Origin of the sequence: Geodermatophilus sp. CPCC 206100 (assembly GCF_048569675.1) — a bacterium.
GTDB lineage: Bacteria > Actinomycetota > Actinomycetes > Mycobacteriales > Geodermatophilaceae > Geodermatophilus.
The window spans coordinates 60,889-79,891 of record NZ_JAQISV010000013.1 but is presented as its reverse complement, the minus strand read 5'-3'; the positions used below and the strand labels follow the sequence as shown (position 1 = coordinate 79,891).

Annotated in this window: 13 protein-coding genes; 10 read left to right on the top strand and 3 right to left on the bottom strand. The window is 76.4% G+C overall.

Annotated elements, in window-relative coordinates; all coding sequences use genetic code 11:
* The first annotated feature begins 2 nt into the window (after window positions 1-2).
* From cutA to PGN05_RS07235, 4 genes are all read left to right on the top strand, one after another.
* On the top strand, window positions 3-2,402 hold the full coding sequence (gene cutA / locus PGN05_RS07250; protein WP_419751864.1) for an aerobic carbon-monoxide dehydrogenase large subunit: 2,400 nt from the start codon (window positions 3-5) through the stop codon (window positions 2,400-2,402).
* A gap of 46 nt (window positions 2,403-2,448) precedes the next feature.
* Window positions 2,449-4,062 (top strand): PucR family transcriptional regulator, encoded by a 1,614-nt coding sequence (locus PGN05_RS07245; RefSeq protein WP_419751863.1) that lies wholly within the window; start codon window positions 2,449-2,451, stop codon window positions 4,060-4,062.
* A 139-nt stretch (window positions 4,063-4,201) separates the two neighbouring features.
* On the top strand, window positions 4,202-5,431 hold the full coding sequence (locus PGN05_RS07240; RefSeq protein ID WP_419751862.1) for an LVIVD repeat-containing protein: 1,230 nt from the start codon (window positions 4,202-4,204) through the stop codon (window positions 5,429-5,431).
* A gap of 31 nt (window positions 5,432-5,462) precedes the next feature.
* Window positions 5,463-6,527 carry an alpha/beta hydrolase family protein gene (locus PGN05_RS07235; protein WP_419751861.1) on the top strand — a complete coding sequence of 355 codons (1,065 nt, stop codon included), beginning with the start codon at window positions 5,463-5,465 and terminating at the stop codon, window positions 6,525-6,527.
* Window positions 6,528-6,602: 75 nt separating this feature from the next.
* Here PGN05_RS07235 and PGN05_RS07230 read toward each other — a convergent pair whose 3' ends face one another.
* Window positions 6,603-7,076: a MarR family transcriptional regulator gene (locus PGN05_RS07230; RefSeq protein WP_419751860.1), complete on the bottom strand. Its 474-nt coding sequence runs from the start codon at window positions 7,074-7,076 to the stop codon at window positions 6,603-6,605.
* Between the two features lie 82 nt (window positions 7,077-7,158).
* On the opposite strand from PGN05_RS07230, the gene PGN05_RS07225 reads away from it, so the two are divergent.
* The gene (locus tag PGN05_RS07225) at window positions 7,159-9,303 is read left to right on the top strand and encodes an MMPL family transporter (RefSeq protein WP_419751859.1); all 2,145 of its coding nucleotides are present in this window, start codon (window positions 7,159-7,161) and stop codon (window positions 9,301-9,303) included.
* Between the two features lie 15 nt (window positions 9,304-9,318).
* Complete coding sequence (locus tag PGN05_RS07220; RefSeq protein WP_419751858.1) at window positions 9,319-10,200, top strand: ketopantoate reductase family protein; 882 nt, start codon at window positions 9,319-9,321, stop codon at window positions 10,198-10,200.
* A 3-nt stretch (window positions 10,201-10,203) separates the two neighbouring features.
* Here the strand turns inward: PGN05_RS07220 and pheA are convergent, their stop codons facing one another.
* Entirely contained in the window at window positions 10,204-11,130 is a 927-nt protein-coding gene (pheA, locus tag PGN05_RS07215; RefSeq protein WP_419751943.1) for a prephenate dehydratase, read from the bottom strand.
* Window positions 11,131-11,246: 116 nt separating this feature from the next.
* On the opposite strand from pheA, the gene PGN05_RS07210 reads away from it, so the two are divergent.
* The 3 genes from PGN05_RS07210 (at window position 11,247) to larC (ending at window position 17,011) form a co-directional block, all read left to right on the top strand.
* Complete coding sequence (locus PGN05_RS07210; protein WP_419751857.1) at window positions 11,247-12,920, top strand: diguanylate cyclase; 1,674 nt, start codon at window positions 11,247-11,249, stop codon at window positions 12,918-12,920.
* A gap of 113 nt (window positions 12,921-13,033) precedes the next feature.
* On the top strand, window positions 13,034-15,736 hold the full coding sequence (locus PGN05_RS07205) for a diguanylate cyclase domain-containing protein (RefSeq protein ID WP_419751856.1): 2,703 nt from the start codon (window positions 13,034-13,036) through the stop codon (window positions 15,734-15,736).
* Window positions 15,737-15,838: 102 nt separating this feature from the next.
* Window positions 15,839-17,011 (top strand): nickel pincer cofactor biosynthesis protein LarC, encoded by a 1,173-nt coding sequence (gene larC, locus PGN05_RS07200; protein ID WP_419751855.1) that lies wholly within the window; start codon window positions 15,839-15,841, stop codon window positions 17,009-17,011.
* On the opposite strand, the gene PGN05_RS07195 is transcribed toward larC, so the two are convergent.
* Window positions 16,996-18,093 (bottom strand): MFS transporter, encoded by a 1,098-nt coding sequence (locus PGN05_RS07195; RefSeq protein ID WP_419751854.1) that lies wholly within the window; start codon window positions 18,091-18,093, stop codon window positions 16,996-16,998. The genes larC and PGN05_RS07195 overlap by 16 nt on opposite strands.
* Window positions 18,094-18,303: 210 nt before the next feature.
* Between PGN05_RS07195 and PGN05_RS07190 the strand changes: the two genes are divergently transcribed.
* Window positions 18,304-18,906 carry a TMEM165/GDT1 family protein gene (locus PGN05_RS07190; protein ID WP_419751853.1) on the top strand — a complete coding sequence of 201 codons (603 nt, stop codon included), beginning with the start codon at window positions 18,304-18,306 and terminating at the stop codon, window positions 18,904-18,906.
* Window positions 18,907-19,003 lie beyond the last annotated feature (97 nt).

Genomic DNA, 19,003 nt, shown 5'->3' with positions numbered 1-19,003 from the left:
GGGTGCTGGGTTCAGCGTCCCCCCGCGTCGAGGACCTGCCCCTGGTCACGGGCCAGGGGCGGTTCCTCGACGACCTGGGGAACGACGCCCTCGCGGTGGCCTTCGTCCGCAGTCCGCATGCGCACGCGCGGATCCTCGCCATCGACGTCGACGCAGCCCTGGACGTCGACGGCCTGGCGGCCGTCTACACCTGGGAGGACCTCCCGGGCCGGGCCGCGCAGCCCATCCCGGTGAGCCTGCCGCACCCGGGACTGACGGCGCCCCGGACCGGGTTCGCGCTGGCCAGGGACGAGGTCAACCACCTCGGGGAGCCGGTCGTGATGGTCGTCGCCCGGGACCGGTACCTCGCCGAGGACGCCGCGGCGCGGATCGAGGTCACCTACGAGCCACTCCCGCCCGTGGTCGGCGTGGACGCGGCCCGCGCCGCGGCCCGGACCGTGCACCCGGACGTGCCCGACAACGTCGCGGGCGTGATCCACCAGCAGTGCGGGGACGTCGAGGAGGCGCTGGCGCGCGCTCCGCACGTCCTGGAGTTCGACCTCACCGTGGAGCGCAGCCTCGCCGCTCCCCTCGAGGGCCGCGGGGTCCTCGCCCGGCCCGGCCCCGAGGACGGGCGCCTCGTGGTCCACACCTCCACCCAGGTCGCCCACGCGGTGCGCGCGGTCGTGGCCCACCTGCTGGAGCTGCCGCAGACCGCCGTCGACGTGGTCACCCCGGACGTGGGCGGGGGCTTCGGCCTCAAGGGCGTGCGCCCGTGGCCGGAGGAGGTCCTCGTGCCCCTGGCCGCCCGGCTCCTGGGCCGGCCGGTGAAGTGGGTGGAGGACCGGCGGGAGAACTTCATCGCCAGCGCGCAGGAACGGGCCCAGCAGCAGCACGTGCGGGTGGGGTTCGACGACACCGGCCGGGTCCTGGGCTACGAGATCGACATCTGGCACGACATCGGCGCCTACTCCCAGTACGGGCTGGTCGTCTCGCAGAACACCTCCTCCCACCTGCTCGGCCCCTACGCCGTCCCGGCCAAGCGGGCGACGGTCACGGCCCTGTACACGAACCTGGTGATGGTGGCCCCCTACCGCGGAGCCGGCCGGCCCGAGGCCACCTTCGCCGTGGAGCGGATGATGGACCGGGTCGCCGACCACCTCGGCCTGGACCGGGCCGCGGTGCGCGAGGTCAACCTGATCCCCGCCGACCGGCTGCCCTACCGCCACGGGTTCCGCGGCCAGGACGGCCGGGAGGTCGTCTACGACTCCGGGGACTACGCCCGGGCGCTGCGGACGCTGAAGGAGCTCGTCGGCTGGGACGACTTCGGGTGCGTCCGGGACCGGGCCCGCGCGGAGGGGCGCACAGTCGGCATCGGGATGGCCGCCTACGTGGAGAACACCGGGCTGGGCCCCTACGAGACGGCGTCCCTGCAGGTGCACCCCAGCGGCCGCGTCACCGTGGCGACCGGCATCACCAGCCAGGGGCAGGGGCACCGGACGGCGCTGGCCCAGGTGGTCGCCGCCGAGCTGGGCGTCGACCTGGCCGACATCGAGGTGACGACCGGCGACACCCGTGCCGTCCGGTTCGGCGTCGGCACCTACGCCTCGCGGGGGGCCGTGCTGGCCGGCAACGCCGTCGCGCACGCCGCCCGGCAGGTCCGCGACAAGGCGATCCGCGTGGCCGCGGAGGCGCTCGAGGTCGATCCGGTCGACCTGGAGGTGGCCGACGGCGCCGTGCGCGTGAAGGGCTCCCCCGGGACGGCCGTGCCGCTGGCCACCGTCGCCGTGCTCACCAACCCGCTCCGCTCCGCCTTCGACGGGGAGGCGCGCCGGGCGGCGCCCTTCGCGCACCCGCTGGACGAGGACGTCGCGCCCATCGCGGACGGGTCCCCGCCCGGCCTGGAGGCGGTCGGCGTCCACTCGCCGGTCCGTCCGACCTTCGCCTACGGGATGCACGCCGTCGTCGTCGAGACCGACCCGGCGACGGCGGAGATCCGGATCCTGCGGTACTGCGTCGTGCACGACTGCGGCCGGGTCATCAACCCGCTGATCGTCGAGGGCCAGATCCACGGGGGCGTGGCGCAGGGCGTCGGCGGCGCGCTCTACGAGCGGATGGCGTACGACGCGGACGGGCAGCTGCTCAACGCCTCGTTCATGGACTTCCTCATGCCCTACGCCTCCGAGGTCCCGGCGGAGATCGAGATCGACCACCTGGAGAGCCCCTCACCGCTGAATCCGCTCGGCCTCAAGGGCGCCGGGGAGGCCGGCGTCATCCCATCGGCCGCGGCCATCGCCGCCGCGATCGAGGACGCCGAGGGGCTGCGCATCGACGCGATGCCGCTGAGCCCCACCGAGCTGTTCGGTCTCCGGCAGCGCCGCGCGGCCGGGGAGACCGAGCCCGTGCGCCGAGGGCGGGCCTGACCCGGGGAGGATGCGCGCAGGTGCCCCCGGCCGGAAGCGAGGCGCGATGAACAACGAGGTGGTGGTCGCCGACCTCCTCGACCTGCCGACCCTGGCCGGCACCAGCGTGGTCGCCGGGGCGGCGGGGCTGGACCGGCCGGTGCGCAACGTCAGTGTCGTGGCCGGCTCGGAGATCACCCAGTGGGTCAAGCCGCGGGCGGCCCTGTTCTCCACCGGCCACCCGCTCCGCGAGCACCAGGCCGACATGCCGCAGGTCATCCGGGAGCTGGACGAGCGATCGGTGGCCTGCATCGCCATCCGGCTCGGCCGGTACCTCGACGACTTCCCGCCCGGCCTGCTGGAGACCGCGGAGGAGCTGCGGCTGCCGGTCATCCGGCTCACCGACTCCTTCGCGTTCGACGACATCCTCATCGACGTCCTCCGGCGCATCAACGCCGGTCTGGTCGCCGACCTGGACCTGGCCGAGCGGGTGCACGCCGTCCTGGCCGACATCGTGATGAGCGGTGGGACCGCCGTCCGCGTGGCCAGCGAGGCCGCCCGGCTGTTCTCGGCCGAGGTGGCCCTGCTCGACGCCACCGGCGTGCCGATCGCCCCGCCCGCGCCGCAGTCCACCGCGCCGGCGGCCGACTGGCGGGTGCTGGAGTCGTCGGCCCGGGACCCGCGCACGGGGACCGAACCCGTGGAGTCGGTCGTGCTGCGCCTCGGCGGGCCCGTCGACCTGCTCGGCTACCTCACCGCGCGGCGCCGCGGGCGTCCGTTCAGCTCGGCCGAGGTGCGGGCACTGGAGCGGTCCGCGGCCGTCGCAGCGCTGGCGCTCGCGCAGCAGGCCGCCGTCCGGGACGTCGAGTCGCACTTCCAGAGCGAGATCCTCGGCCGGCTCCTGCGCGGCGAGTTCGACGACGCCGACGCCGCCGCGGCCCGCTTCAGCGAGCTCGGCTGGCGCCTGGACTGCCCGCTGGTCGTCGCGTCGATCGCGGTGTGGCCGTCGGAGGGCGGCCGGCAGCGGGGTCCGCGCGCCGCGCTGTGGCTGCGCTCCACCGGGCTGGCGCTGCTCCGCGAGTCCCTGCAGGGCCCGGGCAGCACGGGGGCCAGCGGAACGGTCGCCGACCAGCTCGCCGTCGTCGTCCCGGCCACGGAGACGGCCCGCCTCACCGGAGCGCTCCAGCGGGTGATCGACGGCTTCCACCGCCGTCCCGCCGAGGACCTGCGGCACGGCATCAGCGCGGGGCTGAGCGTCGAGTGCCGGGAGCTGCTGGACGCCCCGCGGGCGCTGCGCCAGGCGCAGGTGGCGGCCCGCGCGGCGCGGCGCCGGCCCGGACCGGCTCGACCGTGCGCCTTCTCGGAGCTGGGCGCCCTGGGCATGGTGCTGGCCGCCTCGTCCGACGAGGACGCCCCCCAGCTGGCCACCGACGTCCTCGCACCGCTGGACGCGCTCCCGGCACGGGAGGCGAACGGCCTGCTGACCACCCTGCGCGCGCTCGTCGTCGACAACATGACCCTGGCCGACGTCGCCCGGGCGCTGCACTGCCACTACAACACCGTCCGCCACCGGGCCCGCCGCCTCGAGGAGCTGCTGGGTCCGTTCTCCGCCGATGCCGACCTGCGCCTGAACCTCGCGCTGGCCCTCCGGCTGCAGGAGTTCGGCGCCGAGCGCGGCTGACCCGCGGGCGATGTCGAACCTCGACACCCGGACGGCTCGCCGCGGTGTGTCCTGCACCTTCCCGCCGTCCGGCCGCCCCTCCTAGCGTCGTGGCACGGGCACGCCGACACCGCGGGCCGAGGACCGCGAGGGGACGTCGATGACGATGGCGCCGGACCGCGCGCCCGGGGTCCTCGAGTGCGAGGGCTTCGAGCTGGTCGGTTACTGCGACCTGGGGAAGCGCCCCGGGTTCAAGCTGGCACTGACCGAGCGCGACGGTCGCTGGTTCCTCTACACCGGGCACCTCTGGGAGAGCGGCTGGTCGGTGGTGGACGTGACCGACCCCGCGGCCCCCCGGGTGGTCCACACGATGGCCGGGCCGGAGACCACGTGGACCATCCAGGTCCAGGCGGCGGACGGCCTGCTCGTCACCGCGCTGGAGCGGCCGGTGCCCGGCTGGGGCGTCCCCGAGGGCGCGCCGTACTCCGAGGGGGTCCTGCTCTGGGACCTCACCGGGGACCCGGCCGAGCCTGAGTTGGTCGGCGAGTGGCGGACCGGCTCGTACGGAACGCACCGCAACTTCTACGCCGGCGGACGCCACGCCTACCTCACGGCGGCCGGCCCCGACGTCGTGGGCCAGTGCCTGGTCATCCTCGACGTCTCCGATCCCGCGGCACCGAGGGAGGTGTCCCGCTGGGCGTGGCCCGACCAGCTCGCGGGGACCGGCGAGCCGCCGCTGGCCTACCTGCACGGCCCGGCCTACGTGTCGGGCGACCTCGCGTACCTGCCCTACGGCCGGGTCGGGCTGGTGGTCCTCGACGTCTCGGACGTCCGCTCCCCCCGCCTGGTCAGCGTCCTGGGGTTCGGGGACCTGGGGAGCTTCCTCGGCCTGCACTCGGCGGTGCCCATCCCGGAACGGGACCTCCTGGTCGTCAACAGCGAGGCGATCGAGGAGCACGGGCGGGAGGCGCTGAACTACGCGTTCGTCGTGGACGTCGCCGACCCGAGCCGCCCGCGAGTGCTCAGCTCGCTGCCCGTCCCCCGGCCCGGCCCCGGACTCCCCTACCCCAGCTACTACGACAAGGGCGGCCGGTTCGGCCCGCACAACCAGCACCACCACCAGGGCAACCCGGCGCACTTCCGCCTGCGCGAGCACGTGCTGATGACGTACTTCAACGCCGGTCTGCGGCTGTTCGACATCAGCGACGCCCGCGAACCGCGCGAGGTCGGCTGGTTCGTCCCCGAGGACCCGGCCGAACGCCGGGGCGTGCTGCCCACCGAGCTCGCCACCCAGTTCGAGGACGTCGTCGTCGACGCGCGCGGCTACGTCTACTGCACCGACAAGAACCACGGCGTCTTCGTCCTGCGCTACGCGCCGGGCCTGCGCTGACCCGGTCCGCACCCCTGCCCCGAGGAGTCCCGTGCCCGACGAGAAGCTCACCCAGGTCCTCCGGATCCACGCCGGTCGCCTGGTCGGCGACGGGGTGCCCGTGCCCGACGTGCAGGCCGCCGAGCGGGAGCTGGAGCGCTGGGACGACTGGTTCGGCTTCTGGGCCGACCGGGGCGCGGCGTACGAGCGGCTGGCGGACGAGGCGCTGGCCGCGGGGCACGACCTCACGGCCGGGCGGCTGCTCTGGTCGGGATCGCTGTCGTACCACTACGCCCAGTTCCTGTGGTGGCACGACCCGGTGCGGAAGACCGCGGGCCAGGAGGAGAAGGTCCGGCTCTACCGCCGCGCCGCGCCGCTCCTGAGCCCGCCGGCCCGGCCCTTCGAGGTCGCCGTCGAGGGCCTGCGGGTCCCCGGTTTCCTGCGCGTGCCGGACGGGCCGGGCCCGCACCCCTGCGTGATCCTGCTGGGCGGGCTGGAGAGCACCAAGGAGGAGAGCCTGCTGTTCGAGCAGCTCTGCCTCGAGCGCGGCGTGGCCACGTGCGCCTTCGACGGCCCCGGTCAGGGCGAGTTCCTCGAGCAGAGCCCGCTGCGGCCCGACTTCGAGCGGTTCACCTCCGCCGTCGTCGACGTCCTCGAGGACCACCCGGCCGTCCGCGGGGACCGCATCGGCGTGCTGGGCCGCAGCCTCGGCGGCTACTACGCGGTCCGCTCGGCCGCGAGCGACCCCCGGCTGCGCGCCTGCGGCGTGTGGGGGGCCTTCTTCGACCTGTCCTTCTTCGACGACCTGTCCCCGAGCGCCGCAGCGGGCTTCGCCTACGTGTCCGGCCATCCCGATCCGGGAGCGGCCCGCGACGTGCTGCAGCGGACGATCGACCTCTCGGACGTCGCGGGCGCCCTGCGCTGCCCCACCTACGTCCTGCACGGCGGGTCCGACGACCTCATCCCCGTCGCCCAGGTCGACCGGCTCCGCGAGGCGCTGTCGCCCGACGTCGACGTGACCTGGGACATCCCGCCGGAGGGCAACCACTGCTGCCACGACCTGCACCACCTCGTGCGCCCGCGGATGGCCGACTGGCTGGCGGACGTGCTGCGGTAGGGCCCCGGCGCGGCCCCGGCGCGGTATCGGATCCCCTGCCTGCGTTCGCGGCGCCCGGAACGCAGGCAGAGCCTCCTATGCCTCCGGTGGGCCGCCGCGGGCGTGCCGGGTGATCACCCCGGTCATGTCCTCCAGGAAGCGCCGGACGACGGCCAGCTCCGCGTCGTCGTAGCCGGCCATCGCCGCGGTGAGGTCGCGGTTGAGCCCGCCGAAGAACTGCGCGCCCGCGGCCATCGCCGACTCGGACAGCTCCAGCACCACGCGGCGGCGGTCGTCGTCGTCCCGGACCCGGTGCACGTGCCCCACCCGCTCCAGCCGGTCGAGCAGCGCGGTCACCGACGCCGAGCTGAGCTCCACCGCCGACCCCAGGGCGCCCGCGGTGAGGAGCTCACCCCGCCGGGCGGCGTCCATGATGGTCACCAGGGCGCGGACGTCGGTGCGGCCGAGCCCGTGCATCCCGGCGAAGCGCTGGCCGACGGCGTCGAGCTCGACGGTCAGCCGACGCAGCAGGAGCGCGATCTCCTGACGCGCCGCACCCGTGTCTGCCATGCCACCTCCCTGGTTGCGCCGTGCCTCCGCATCGTCCTAATCTCTCGATCGTCGAGATTATCGCTTATCGAGAGACGATGTCATGTCCCGCCTGCGCTGGCTCCTCCCCGCTCTCGTCCTCCTCGTCTGGCTCGGCGGTGCCGGCCCGCTCGGCAGCCTCAGCGGGCGGCTGACCTCGCTGCAGGAGAACGACACCGCCGCCTTCCTCCCCGACAGCGCGGAGTCCACCCGCGTCGCCGAGCTCCAGCAGGGTTTCTCGCCGACCTCGTCGATCCCGGCCATCCTGCTCTGGGAGAGCACCGCAGGCCCGCTCGAGCCGGCGACGCTGGCCACGGTCGCCGAGCGGGTCGAGGAGGCGGCCGGTGCGGCGGAGGAGGCCGGCGCCCTGGCCGGGCAGCCGTCGCCGCCGATCCCGTCGGCGGACGGCGAGGCGGTCCAGGTCCTCCTGCCGCTCACGCCGGAGCTGGGTGACGAGATCGTGGACGTGGTCGGGGACCTGCGCGAGGTCATCGCGGTCGACGGCACCGACTCCTTCGTCACCGGCCCGGGCGGCATCTTCGCCGACTTCGCCAACGGGTTCGCCGGGATCGACGGGCTGCTGCTGGCGGCCGCGTTCGGCGTCGTCCTGCTCATCCTGCTCGTCGTCTACCGCAGCCCCCTGCTGCCCTTCCTGGTCATCGGGACGGCGGGCCTGGCCCTGACCGCGGCCAACGCCGTCGCCTACCTGCTGGCCGACGCGGGCGTCATCACCGTCAACGGCCAGAGCCAGGGCATCGCGGCGATCCTGGTGGTCGGCGCCGCGACCGACTACGGCCTCCTGCTGGCCTCGCGCTTCCGCGAGGAGCTGCGGCGGGAGGAGTCGCCGTACGCCGCGATGCGCACCGCCCTGCGCCGGTCCTGGGAGCCGATCGTGGCCTCGGGCGCGACGGTCGTCCTGGGCGTGCTGTGCCTCCTGTTCTCCGACCTCGCGTCCAACCGCGGCCTCGGGCCGATCTCGGCGGTGAGCGTCAGTCTCTCGGTCGTCGCCGCGATGACCTTCCTGCCCGCGGCGCTGGTGCTGCTCGGCCGGGCCGCCTTCTGGCCGTTCCGGCCCCAGTTCGGGGTCGCGCCGCGGGAGGGCCGCGGCTGGCAGCGGGTGGCCGCCCTGGTCGGGCGTCGGCCGCGTCGGGTGCTGGCGGTCAGCACACTCGCCCTCGTCGCGGCGGCGGTGTTCGCCCCGACCTACGACGCGTCCGGCATCACCTTCTCCGACGCCATCCGGGGGGAGTCCAACGGCGTCGACGGCCAGGAGGCGCTGGCCCGCCACTTCGACGCCGGCTCCGGCAGCCCCACCGTGATCGTCACCCCCGAGGCGACCTGGCCGCAGGTCGCGGAGGCGGCCGCGGCCACCGACGGCGTGGCCGCCGTGGTGCCGTTCGCCGGCGCCGGCGGGCCGCCGCAGCCGGGGGCGGCACCCGTGGTGGTCGACGGGCTGGTCCGGCTCGACGCGACCCTCGCCGTCCCGGCGGACAGCGTCGAGGCCATCGACGTCGTCCAGGACCTGCGCACGTCCCTCGACGACGCCGACAGCGCGGCGCTGGTCGGCGGGGACACGGCCAGCAACCTCGACGCCCGGGAGACCGCGGCCCGCGACCTGCGGGTGATCGTGCCGAGTGTGCTCGTCGTCATCACCCTCGTCCTGGCCCTGCTGCTGCGGTCGCTGGTGGCTCCGCTGCTGCTCATCGGCACGGTGGTCCTCAGCGTGGCGGCGACCGTGGGCGTGGCTGCGCTCCTCTTCGACTCCGTGTTCGGCTTCCCCGGCAGTGACCCCGGCATCCTGCTCATCGGGTTCGTGTTCCTCGTCGCCCTGGGGATCGACTACAACATCTTCCTCATGACCCGGGCCCGGGAGGAGTCACACCGGCACGGCACGCGGGACGGCGTGCTGCGGGCGCTCGCGGTCACCGGCGGGGTCATCACCAGCGCCGGTCTGGTGCTCGCCGCGACCTTCGGCGCCCTGTCGGTGCTGCCGCTGCTGTTCCTCACGCAGCTGTCGTTCCTGGTGGGTTTCGGCGTCCTGCTGGACACCTTCGTCGTCCGGTCGCTGGTGGTCCCCTCCGCGGTCCACGTCCTGGGGGACCGCACCTGGTGGCCGAGCCGGCTCGCGAAGGGCCCGGACGCGGTCGATCACCGCCCGCTGGTCGCTGGACACGCCGGTGCGGGCAGCCACCCGACGATGGTCGACTAGCGGCAGGGTGGACGGGTGGAGTCGCTGCGCATCGCGGTCCTCGGCCCCGGCGGGGTGGGCGGCCTGATCGGCATGCTGCTGGCGCGACAGGGGCACCCCGTCACCTGCCTGGCCCGGCCCGAGACCGCCGCCGCGGTGGAGCGGCACGGCCTGCGGCTGGTCAGCGACCGCTACGGCGAGCTGACCGCACCCGCGCACGGCGCCGAACGGCTGTCCGAGCCGGTGGACGTCTGCCTGGTCACGCCCAAGGCGACGCAGCTGGAGCCGGCGCTGGACCGGGTGCCGCCCGAGGTGCTGGGCGCGGCGCTGGTGGTGCCGCTCCTCAACGGGCTCGAGCACATGGCCCTGCTCCGCGAGCGCTACCCCGACGCCCGCGTCGTCGCCGGCGCGATCCGGGTGGTGGCCAGCCGGACGGCGCCGGGCGTGGTCCGGCACGAGGGCACGCTCGCCGCCGTCCAGCTGGCCCCCGGCGCCGAGGCGCTGGCCGACGCGCTGACCGCGGCCGGGCTCGACGTCACCGTCCGCCCCGACGAGGCCGGCGTGCTGTGGGACAAGCTGTGCTTCCTGGCTCCGGTCGCCCTGCTGACCACCACGCTCGACGCGCCGCTGGGCGTGGTCCGGGAGCGGCGCGGCGAGGACCTCCGCGCCCTCGTCGAGGAGGTCGCGGCCGTGGCGCGGGCCGACGGCGCCCGGGCGGACGCCGCGGCCACCATGGCGTTCATGGCGACCGTGCCCGCGGGCATGACGTCCTCGATGCAGCGGGACGCCGCGGCCGGCACCGTCACCGAGCTGGAGGCGATCGGCGGCGCGGTGCTGCGGGCGGCCGAGCGGCACGGGGTCGACGTCCCGGTGACCCGCCGGATCGTCGGCGACCTGCGCACCCGCGTGCGCAGCTGAGAGTCAGGCCCGGCCGGCCCGCACCCGCTGCAGCCACTCGGCGGCCTCGGCGAAGGCCGCGTCGGTCGCCGTCTCCGGCACGGCCTTACCGCCGCGCCCGTCGGCCCGCGGATAGGACCCGAGGAACCGGACGTCGTCGCAGACCCGGTGCAGCGCGGCCAGCGCCTCCCCCACCCGGGCGTCGGCGGCGTGCCCCTCGCAGTCGAGGGCGAAGGAGTAGACGCCGAGCCGCTCCCGGGTCGGCCGGGACTCGATGCGGGTCAGGCTGATGCCGCGCACGGAGAACTCGCGCAGCACCTCCAGCAGCGCGCCGGTGCGGTCGCTCACGACCGCCACCAGCGACGTCTTGTCGTCGCCGGTCGGCTCGGGCAGCGGCCCGGGCGGGGTGACCAGCACGAACCGGGTCTCTGCGCCCGGGTGGTCGGCGAGGTCCTCGACCAGCGCGGTGAGCCCGTACCGCTCGGCCGCGATCCGGGCGCAGACGGCGGCGTCGAGCTCCCCCTCGGCCACCTGCCGCGCGGCGCCCGCGGTGGAGGTCGCCGGCAGCGGGGGGACCCCGGGCAGCAGCTCGGCCAGGCGGCGGGCGGTCTGGGCCAGCGCGTGGGGGTGGCTGCCCACCGACCGCACGCCGTCCAGCGCGGTGCCCGGCCGGACGGCGAGCACGAAGGCGACCGGCAGGAACACCTCGCGGGCGATGTGCAGCGGAGCGCCGTCGGCCAGGCCGTCCATCGTCGCGGGGACCGATCCCTCGACGGAGTTCTCCAGGGGCACCAGCGCGGCGTCGGCCTCGCCGGACCGCACGGCGGCCAGGGCCGCGGGCACGCTCGCGGCGGGGCGGCGGGTTCCCCCGTCCGGGGCAACGAGCCTGCTCAGGGCCGCTTCGGCGAAGGTACCCTCGGGGCCGAGATAGGCGAACCGCATCGAAGGCATCGCTGGCACGCGACGAGGGTATGCGGTCGGGTCGGAGCTCCCCCTCCGGCCGGGGCCGGCGTGCGCCCCTCGGAGCAGGCGGCTCGCGCCGGCCGACCACCGTCGATGGAGGATGCGTGACCCCGGGCCCGGACCGCACTCCCGAGGGGGACCTCGAGGAGGCGCTCTGGCGGCTGCTCGCCGCCAGCGACCGGGACGACCCGACGGCGTTCGTGACCGAGCACGACCGGGCCGGGCGCGCCTTCGCCGCCGCGGCCGACGCGCGCTGGACCGCCTGGCGGCACGCGCTCGCCGCCCGCCGGAGCCTGCTCGACGGGGACCCCGAGGCGGCCGCGGCCGGGGTGGCCGGCGCCCGCGAGGCGCTCGGCCGCTGCCGGCCCGGGGCGCAGACCGCCCTCACGCTGGCCTACCTGGCTCACGTCGAGGTCACCGCGGACCACTTCGACGCCGCGATGCTGCTGGCCGTCGACGCCAGCCTGCTGACCGAGGCGCCGGGCACGGGCGAGCCGTCGCGGGCCCTGCACCAGGCGCACCTGTGGCTGTCGCTGACCCTGTCGGCCCTCGACCTGGAGGAGCTCGCGGTCGCCTCCGCGCTGGAGGGCCACCGGATCGCCGCGGCCGTGGCCGGTCCGGCCGAGCAGTGGCGGCTGCTGCTGCTGTGCGCCCAGCAGCACGCCGAGCTGGCGCAGACCCTGCACCGCCGCGGCTCCACCGAGCGCGCGCACGAGCTGGCCGCGACCGCCGTCGAGTACGCGCAGGAGGCCCGGGCGCTGGGCTGGGAACCCGAGCCGGCCGAGCAGGACCTCCTCGACGTCGTCCAGGCGTGGGGCATGACCTGCGCCGGCGATCCGGACGACGCCGTCGGGCCGATGCGCCGCGCGCACCGCCGGGTCCACCGCGACGGCGGCGTCTGGCTGCGCGGCTACGCCGACCTGGTGCTGGCCCGGCTGCTGACCCGGCTCGCCCAGGCCCACGCCGGCGGCGGGCACGACGCCGAGGCCACCGACCTGCTGGTCGACGCGGCCGGGGCCTTCGCCGCCAGCGGCGACCGGCGGCGCTACCGCCAGTGCCTGCTGGAGCTGGGCCAGAGCACCGCGGCCATGGGCCGCCCGGCCGAGGCCCTGCACTGGCTCGAGGCCTACCGCGCCGACACCGGGCGGGCGCACAGCCGGGGCCGCGAGCTGTGGGCGGAGATGTTCGTCCGGCGCAGCCGGCTGCGGGAGGCCGAGCGGCAGGCCGCCGTCCTGCGCCGGCACGCGCTCGAGGACCCCCTCACCGGGCTGGGCAACCGGCGCAGCGCCGAGCGCCGGCTGGGCAGCATGCAGCCGGGCGAGCAGCCGGTGTCGCTGGCCGTCGTCGACATCGACCGGTTCAAGGAGGTCAACGACGACACCTCCCACTCGCACGGCGACGAGGTGCTGCGCCGGGTGGCCCGCCTGCTCATCGAGCACTGCCGCACCGGGGACGAGGTGTACCGGTGGGCCGGGGACGAGTTCCTCGTCGTCCTGCCCACGGCCACCGAGACCCAGGCGCTGGCCGCCATGGACCGGCTGCGCGCCGCCGTCGCCGACGCCGACTGGGGGGACCTGCAGCTGCCCGAGCCGGTCACCGTGAGCATCGGCGTCGCCACCGCGACCGCGCCCGCCGAGGCCGAGCCCGACGGCTGGCGTTCGCTGTTCGACACCGCCGACCTCTACCTGTTCTCGGCCAAGCGGAGCGGCCGCAACCGGGTCCGCGCCCCCGGCGGCCGGGCGCCGAGCGACGCGGCGGCGAACGAGGCCGGGCTGTGAGGGCGCATGCCGGGTGGGGCGGCTGTGACGAAACGGGCGACGCCGGTCCACCGCCGCGGCGTGCCCCCGTCCCGGTGCTCGACTCCGGGCCGGACGCCGTGCACAGTGCGCTCGTGCCACCCGGAGCCCTGCACCGACGGGTGACCTCCGCCCTCGCGAACTGGCGGCTCGACGACGCCGAGGAGCTGCTCGCCGACGTCGAGGACGACCCCTCGCCCTACGCCGGCCGCGAGGACGCCGGCGAGGCCCCCGCCGACCTCGGCCGGGCCTGGGCCGACACGCTGCGCGCCGAGCTGCTGGTGCGCCGGCTGCGCAAGGCCGGGTTCACGCTGGTCGGCGATCCGGTGGAGCCCCCGCACGGGGTCGGCTCCCGGCCGGCCCTCGACCTGCACGCCGGCGTGGCCGAGCTGATCGACGGCGCCGAGGACGGCGACGGCCGCTCGGACTCGGCCTCGCGGGCGGCCCTGGCCATCGCCCTGGTCCGCTCGGCCAAGGCCGCGTTCGACGCCACGGACGACGACCTCCAGCGCGCCGCCGGGCTGGCCCGCCACGCCCGCATCGAGCTGCTCTCGCGCCGCATCGACGCCGCGATGGACGAGGCGGTCGAGGCGGCCAGCCTGCTGGACCCGGAGCTGCCGCCCTCGGCCCTGCTCGTGGACACCCTGGGCACGCTGGCCGGGGTGCTGGCCGACCTGGAGCTCATGCCGCTGGCCCTGGACTACCAGCGGCGCGCCCACGAGACCGCCCTCGCGGCGGCGGCCACCTCCGGCGCGCTGTCCGCCGGCGACGGCGTCCCCGACGTCGTGGTCGCGCGCACCGCCACCCGCCTCGGGGAGCTGTGCGCGGAGCTCGGCGAGGGCCTGCTCGACGACGGCGTCCCCGACGCGGCGCAGCCGCACTTCGCGCAGGCCCGGGAGCTGGCCGAGCGGGCGCTGGAGCTGCTGCCCCCGGACACCGCGGAGGCCGTGGTCGCCGCCCAGGTGGTGCACGGCTGGGCGCTCGTCGGGCTGGGCGAGCACGCCGCGGCGGCCGGCCCGCTGCGCGCCGCCGTCCGGGTCACCTCGGGCACCGGGGACGGCATGCTGCTGGCCGCCGCGCTGCTCGCCCTCGGCCGCGCGCTGCGCCGCCAGGGCGACGGCCGGGGCGCCGACGAGCAGCTGGCCACGGCGCTGGCGGTGGCGACCGAGCACGGCCTGCCCCGCCTGCGTCGGGCCGCCTTGCGTGAGCTGTGCACGCTGCACGCCGAGCTGGACGACGCCGGGCGCGCCCTCCCCTACCTGCAGGCCTACCTCGCCGACGAGCTGGACCGGGTCGACGAGCGGCGCACCCGCTGGGTGGAGCTGTTCGGCCGGCGCAAGAGCCTGCTGGAGACCGAGCGCGCCGCGGGGCAGCTGCGCCGGCAGGCCTACGAGGACCCGCTCACCCACCTCCCCAACCGGCGCTACGCCGAGGCCCGGCTGGACGGCCTGCTGTCCTCCGGCGCCGCCCCCGCCCTCGCCGTGGTGGACGTCGACCGGTTCAAGGAGGTCAACGACTCCGCCGGCCACCCCACGGGCGACACCGTCCTGCGCACCGTGGGCGAGCTGCTCATCGCCGGCGTCCGCGACACCGACGAGGTCTGCCGCTGGGCCGGGGACGAGTTCGTCATCCTGCTGCCCGAGACCACCGCCGAGCAGGCCGAGCGCGCGCTCGAGCGGACCCGCCGGGCGGTCGCCGAGCACGACTGGGCCGGGCTGGGCGTCGACCTGCCGGTGACGATCAGCGTGGGCATCGCCTCGGCCACCCGCGGCGACGACCGGCGCACCCTCTTCGCCGCCGCCGACGGCGTGCTCTACGACGCCAAGCGCAGCGGCCGCAACCGCGTCGTCCGGCTCTCGGCGGTCACCCAGACCCGCGCCGGGGACAACCCGCTCGACGCGCTCTTCGGGCCGCCGACGGAGCCGGGGACGGCTGGGACGGACGGGTCCGCTGGGGACGACACGTCCTCCGCCGCGTCCCCGGACGGCGCCGTCACGGCACCTAGGGTCCCTGCCGTGCAGCCTTCCCCGCTGGACGACCCGGCCGGTGAGACCGGCGGTTTCGCCCCCCTCCTCCTCGACCCGCCCCTGGGGCTGGGCAGCCCGGCCGAGCCCGTGCTCGGCCCGGTGCCGGTGGCGCCCGCCACGCCGGAGCCGCCGGTGCCCCCGGCGGTCCCGGGACCGGCCGAGCCCGACGTCATCTGGGGCACCGGCCGCAGCACCGAGCAGGTGCTGGCGCTGGTCCGGGAGGCCCGCCGGCAGTTCCCCGACCGGCCGGCCGTGGTGGTCCGGGCGACCGCCGAGACCCTGGTGGCCCTGGCCAGCGAGCACGACGCCTACACGACGGTGGACGCCGCGGCGATGTCGGCGGCCGTCGGGCCCCTGCCCGAGCCGGCCGGCCGGATCGGCGTCCTGTGCGGCGCCGGCGGGGACCGGCCGGTGGCCGCCGAGGCCGCGTTCGCCGCGCGGGTCTCCGGCACCGAGGTGGTCCGGGTGGACGACGTCGGCGGCACCCGCATCCGGCCTCTGCTGACCGACCGCACGCTGCTGGACGACGTCGACTGCCTGGTCGTCGTCGCCGGGCTGGACGCGTCGCTGGCGGGCCTGGTCGGCGCGATGACCGACGTCCCGGTGGTCGCCGTCCCCACCTCGACCGGGCAGCCGGGCTCGTTCGGCGGGTTCAGCGCGCTGCTGACCATGCTCAACTCGGCCTCACCCGGGGTCGTGGTGAGCAACATCGACAACGGCCACGCCGCCGGCGCCTTCGCCGCGCGGATCGCCCGCCGCACCAGGCGCTGACCCCTCCCGAGTCGATCATCGTCAGGTGGTCGGCGGCTCCGGCGTGTCGACCAGCCACCCGCCGATGATCAACTCGGCGGGGGCGCGGGGGATGATCCTCACGTGATCGGGTGGCTGGACCTCGCGGCGGGCGCGTCCGGGGACCTGCTGCTGGGCGCGCTGGTGGACGCCGGGGTGCCCCTCGACGTGCCGGCCGCCGCGGTCGCCGCGCTGCCGGTCGAGTCGGTCCGGCTGGTTCCCGAACAGGTCAGCCGGCACGGCCTGGGCGCCACCCGCGTGCACGTGCAGGCACCGCCGTCGACCGAGCACCGCACCTGGGCCGACGTCCGGGCGCTGCTGACCGCGGCCGACCTCGCGCCCGCGGTGCAGGACGGCGCCCTGGCGGTGTTCGAGCGGCTGGCGCGCGCCGAGGGGCGGGTGCACCGGGTCGCCCCGGAGGAGGTGCACTTCCACGAGGTCGGGGCGCTCGACGCGCTCGCCGACGTGGTGGGCGTGGTCGCCGCGTTCGAGCACCTGCGGCTGGACCGGCTCACCGCGTCCCCGGTCGCCCTGGGCAGCGGCTCGGCCCGCAGTGCCCACGGCGTCGTGCCGGTCCCCGCGCCGGCGGTGCTGGAGCTGCTCGCCGGCGTGCCGGTGCACGCCGGTCCGGTGCCGGCCGAGGCGTGCACGCCCACCGGCGCCGCCCTGCTGGCCACCCGGGTGGAGGAGTGGACGACGCTGCCGCCGATGCGGGTGCAGCGGGTGGGCGTGGGCGCCGGCGCCCGCGATCCCGAGCAGTTGCCCAACGTCGTCCGGCTGGTGCTGGGCGAGGCCGAGCGGCCGGCGCCGGCGTCCCCCGTCGTGCTGGCGGCCAACGTCGACGACCTCGACCCGCGCGTGTGGCCGGGGGTCCTCGAGGCCCTGCTCGCCGCCGGCGCCTCGGACGCCTGGCTGACGCCCGTCCTCATGAAGAAGGGCCGCCCGGCGCACACCCTGTCGGCGCTGTGCCCGCCGCACGCGGTCGCCGCGGTGCAGCGGGCGGTGTTCGCCACGACGTCCACCATCGGGCTGCGGACGACGCCGGTGGGCAAGGTCGAGCTGGCGCGGTCGGCGGCGTCGGTCGAGGTCCTCGGCGGCCGGGTGGGCGTCAAGCTCGCCGTCCTCGAGGGCCGGCTGGTGAACGTCAGCGTCGAGTACGACGACGTCGCCGCCCTCGCCGCCGAGCTCGCGCTGCCCGTGAAGGAGGTGCTGCGGGCCGCCACCGCCGCGGCCGCGGCCGCCTATCCCGTGGCCTGAGCCGGCCGCCGGCTGCGCAGCCCGGCCGCCACCAGCGGGACGACGACCAGGACGACGGCCGCGATGCCGCCCAGCCCGCCGAACGCCCAGGCGGCGAACACCGGCAGCGACGCCAGCTCCACGCCCAGCCCCGCGACCGAGGTGATCGTCGCCCGGTGCGGCCCGGTGATCCGCTGCTGCAGGCGGGCCTCCCCGACCACGAGCACCGCGATGTAGAGGCCGTAGGCGGCGCTCAGCGCGACCAGCGCCGCAGGCCGGGCCCAGGCGGCGGCCACGAGCAGCAGCAGCCCGGCGAGCACGAGCAGCCCCGGCAGCGCCCGGTCGGGCAGCCGCTCGGCGCGGCCGGCCAGCGCACCGCCGAGGGCCCCCGCCAGGGCGGTGGCCAGGACCGCGAACGGCACGGCGGAGGTCGCCACGCCCCAGTCCGCGGCGAGCACCGGGAAGTACTCCTCGACCGCGTCCAGCCCGCCCAGCAGGGCGACGGCGAGCACGGTCAGCCGCAGCCCCGGGGAGCGCAGCGCCTCGCGGACCCCCTGCCGGAGCGGGACCTCCTCCTCGTCGTCGTCCTCGGCCCCGGCGACGTGCCGGACCTCGGGGAAGCGCAGTGCCAGCGCGGCGGCCGCGAGGCACACCGCGACGCTGACCCAGCCGACCGCCGGATACCCGCCCACGGCGAACAGCGCGCTGGCCGCGAACGCCGTCGGCACCTGGACCAGCAGCTCGGCGGCGGTCATCCAGCCGTTGACCCGGGTGTAGTCGGCCTCCGCGCCGACCGCCGCCAGCCCGTCGTAGACCAGCGCCTCCGCTGCGCCCGACACCAGCGCGGAGGACGCGCCCCAGATGACGAAGCCGGCCGCGAAGCTCCAGGTGGCGGGGGCCGCCGTCCACACGGCGAAGCCGGCGGCCTGCAGCACGCCGGCGAGGACGACGACGCCGCGCCGCGACCACCGGTCGGCCAGGACGCCGGCGGGCACCTCGGTGACCAGCCCGGTGACCGACCACAACGCGAACAGGAGGGACACCTGGGCGCCGGAGAGCCCGGTGTCGAGGAAGAGCAGCGCGTAGAGCGGGTAGTAGGGCACCAGCTCCGACAGCGCGGCCCAGCCGACCGCCAGCCGGGCCAGGGGCCGGGCCGCGGGCGGGAGGGGAGCCGAGGACGGGCGTCAACGGAACGGCATGCCGGGACCGTAGCCGGGACCGCCCTCCCGGCGCACCCGGATTCGCCGGTTACCGTGGACTACGGAGGACTGCCCGCACCCCGTCCGGCAGTGCCGAGCGGAGGAGAGTCCCCTGTGCTGTCACTGACGGTCGTCGCGAGCGCGTTCGTGCTCGTCCTGCCGGTCGAGCTCCCCGACAAGACCCTGTTCGCCAGCCTGGTCCTGGCCACGCGGTTCGCGCCGCTGCCGGTCTTCGTCGGCGTCGGGACGGCGTTCGGCCTCCAGGTCGCCATCGCGGTCACCGCAGGCAGCCTGCTGTCCCTGCTGCCCGAGGCGCTGGTCAGCGGCGTGGTCGCCGTCCTGTTCCTCGTCGGCGCGGTGCTGCTGTGGCGCAGCGCCGCCAGCGGCCCGGAGGACGCCGGCGAGGCCGCGGCGGCCCGCGAGCAGACCTCGTTCCTGCGGGCGGCCGCGATCAGCTTCGGCGTCCTGTTCGCCGCCGAGTGGGGCGACCTGTCCCAGCTGGCCACGGCCGGCCTCGCCGCCCGCCTCGACGACCCCGTCTCGGTCTTCGTCGGGTCCTGGGCGGCCCTGCTCACCGTGTCGGCGCTGGCGGTGTTCCTGGGGTCGCGGCTCGCCGACCGGCTGCCGGTGGCGCTCATCCGGCGGCTGGCCGCCGGGCTCTTCCTCGTCTTCGCCGTGCTGGCGGCCGTGGAGACGGTGCGCACCCTCACCGGCTGACCCCTCCGGGGGACTCCCCCGTCTCGGTACTCAACCGGAGCGGGTTCCCGGCCGTTGCGATCCCGGGGCGGCCGGGTGGCCGCGCCACCGGGAGGAC

Coding starts and splice junctions, on each gene's coding strand:
- PGN05_RS07225 (WP_419751859.1), top strand. CDS start 7,159: ATGTCCCGCCTGCGCTGGCTCCTCCCCGCTCTCGTCCTCCTCGTCTGG.
- PGN05_RS07230 (WP_419751860.1), bottom strand. CDS start 7,076: ATGGCAGACACGGGTGCGGCGCGTCAGGAGATCGCGCTCCTGCTGCGT.
- PGN05_RS07240 (WP_419751862.1), top strand. CDS start 4,202: ATGACGATGGCGCCGGACCGCGCGCCCGGGGTCCTCGAGTGCGAGGGC.
- PGN05_RS07245 (WP_419751863.1), top strand. CDS start 2,449: ATGAACAACGAGGTGGTGGTCGCCGACCTCCTCGACCTGCCGACCCTG.
- pheA (WP_419751943.1), bottom strand. CDS start 11,130: ATGCCTTCGATGCGGTTCGCCTATCTCGGCCCCGAGGGTACCTTCGCC.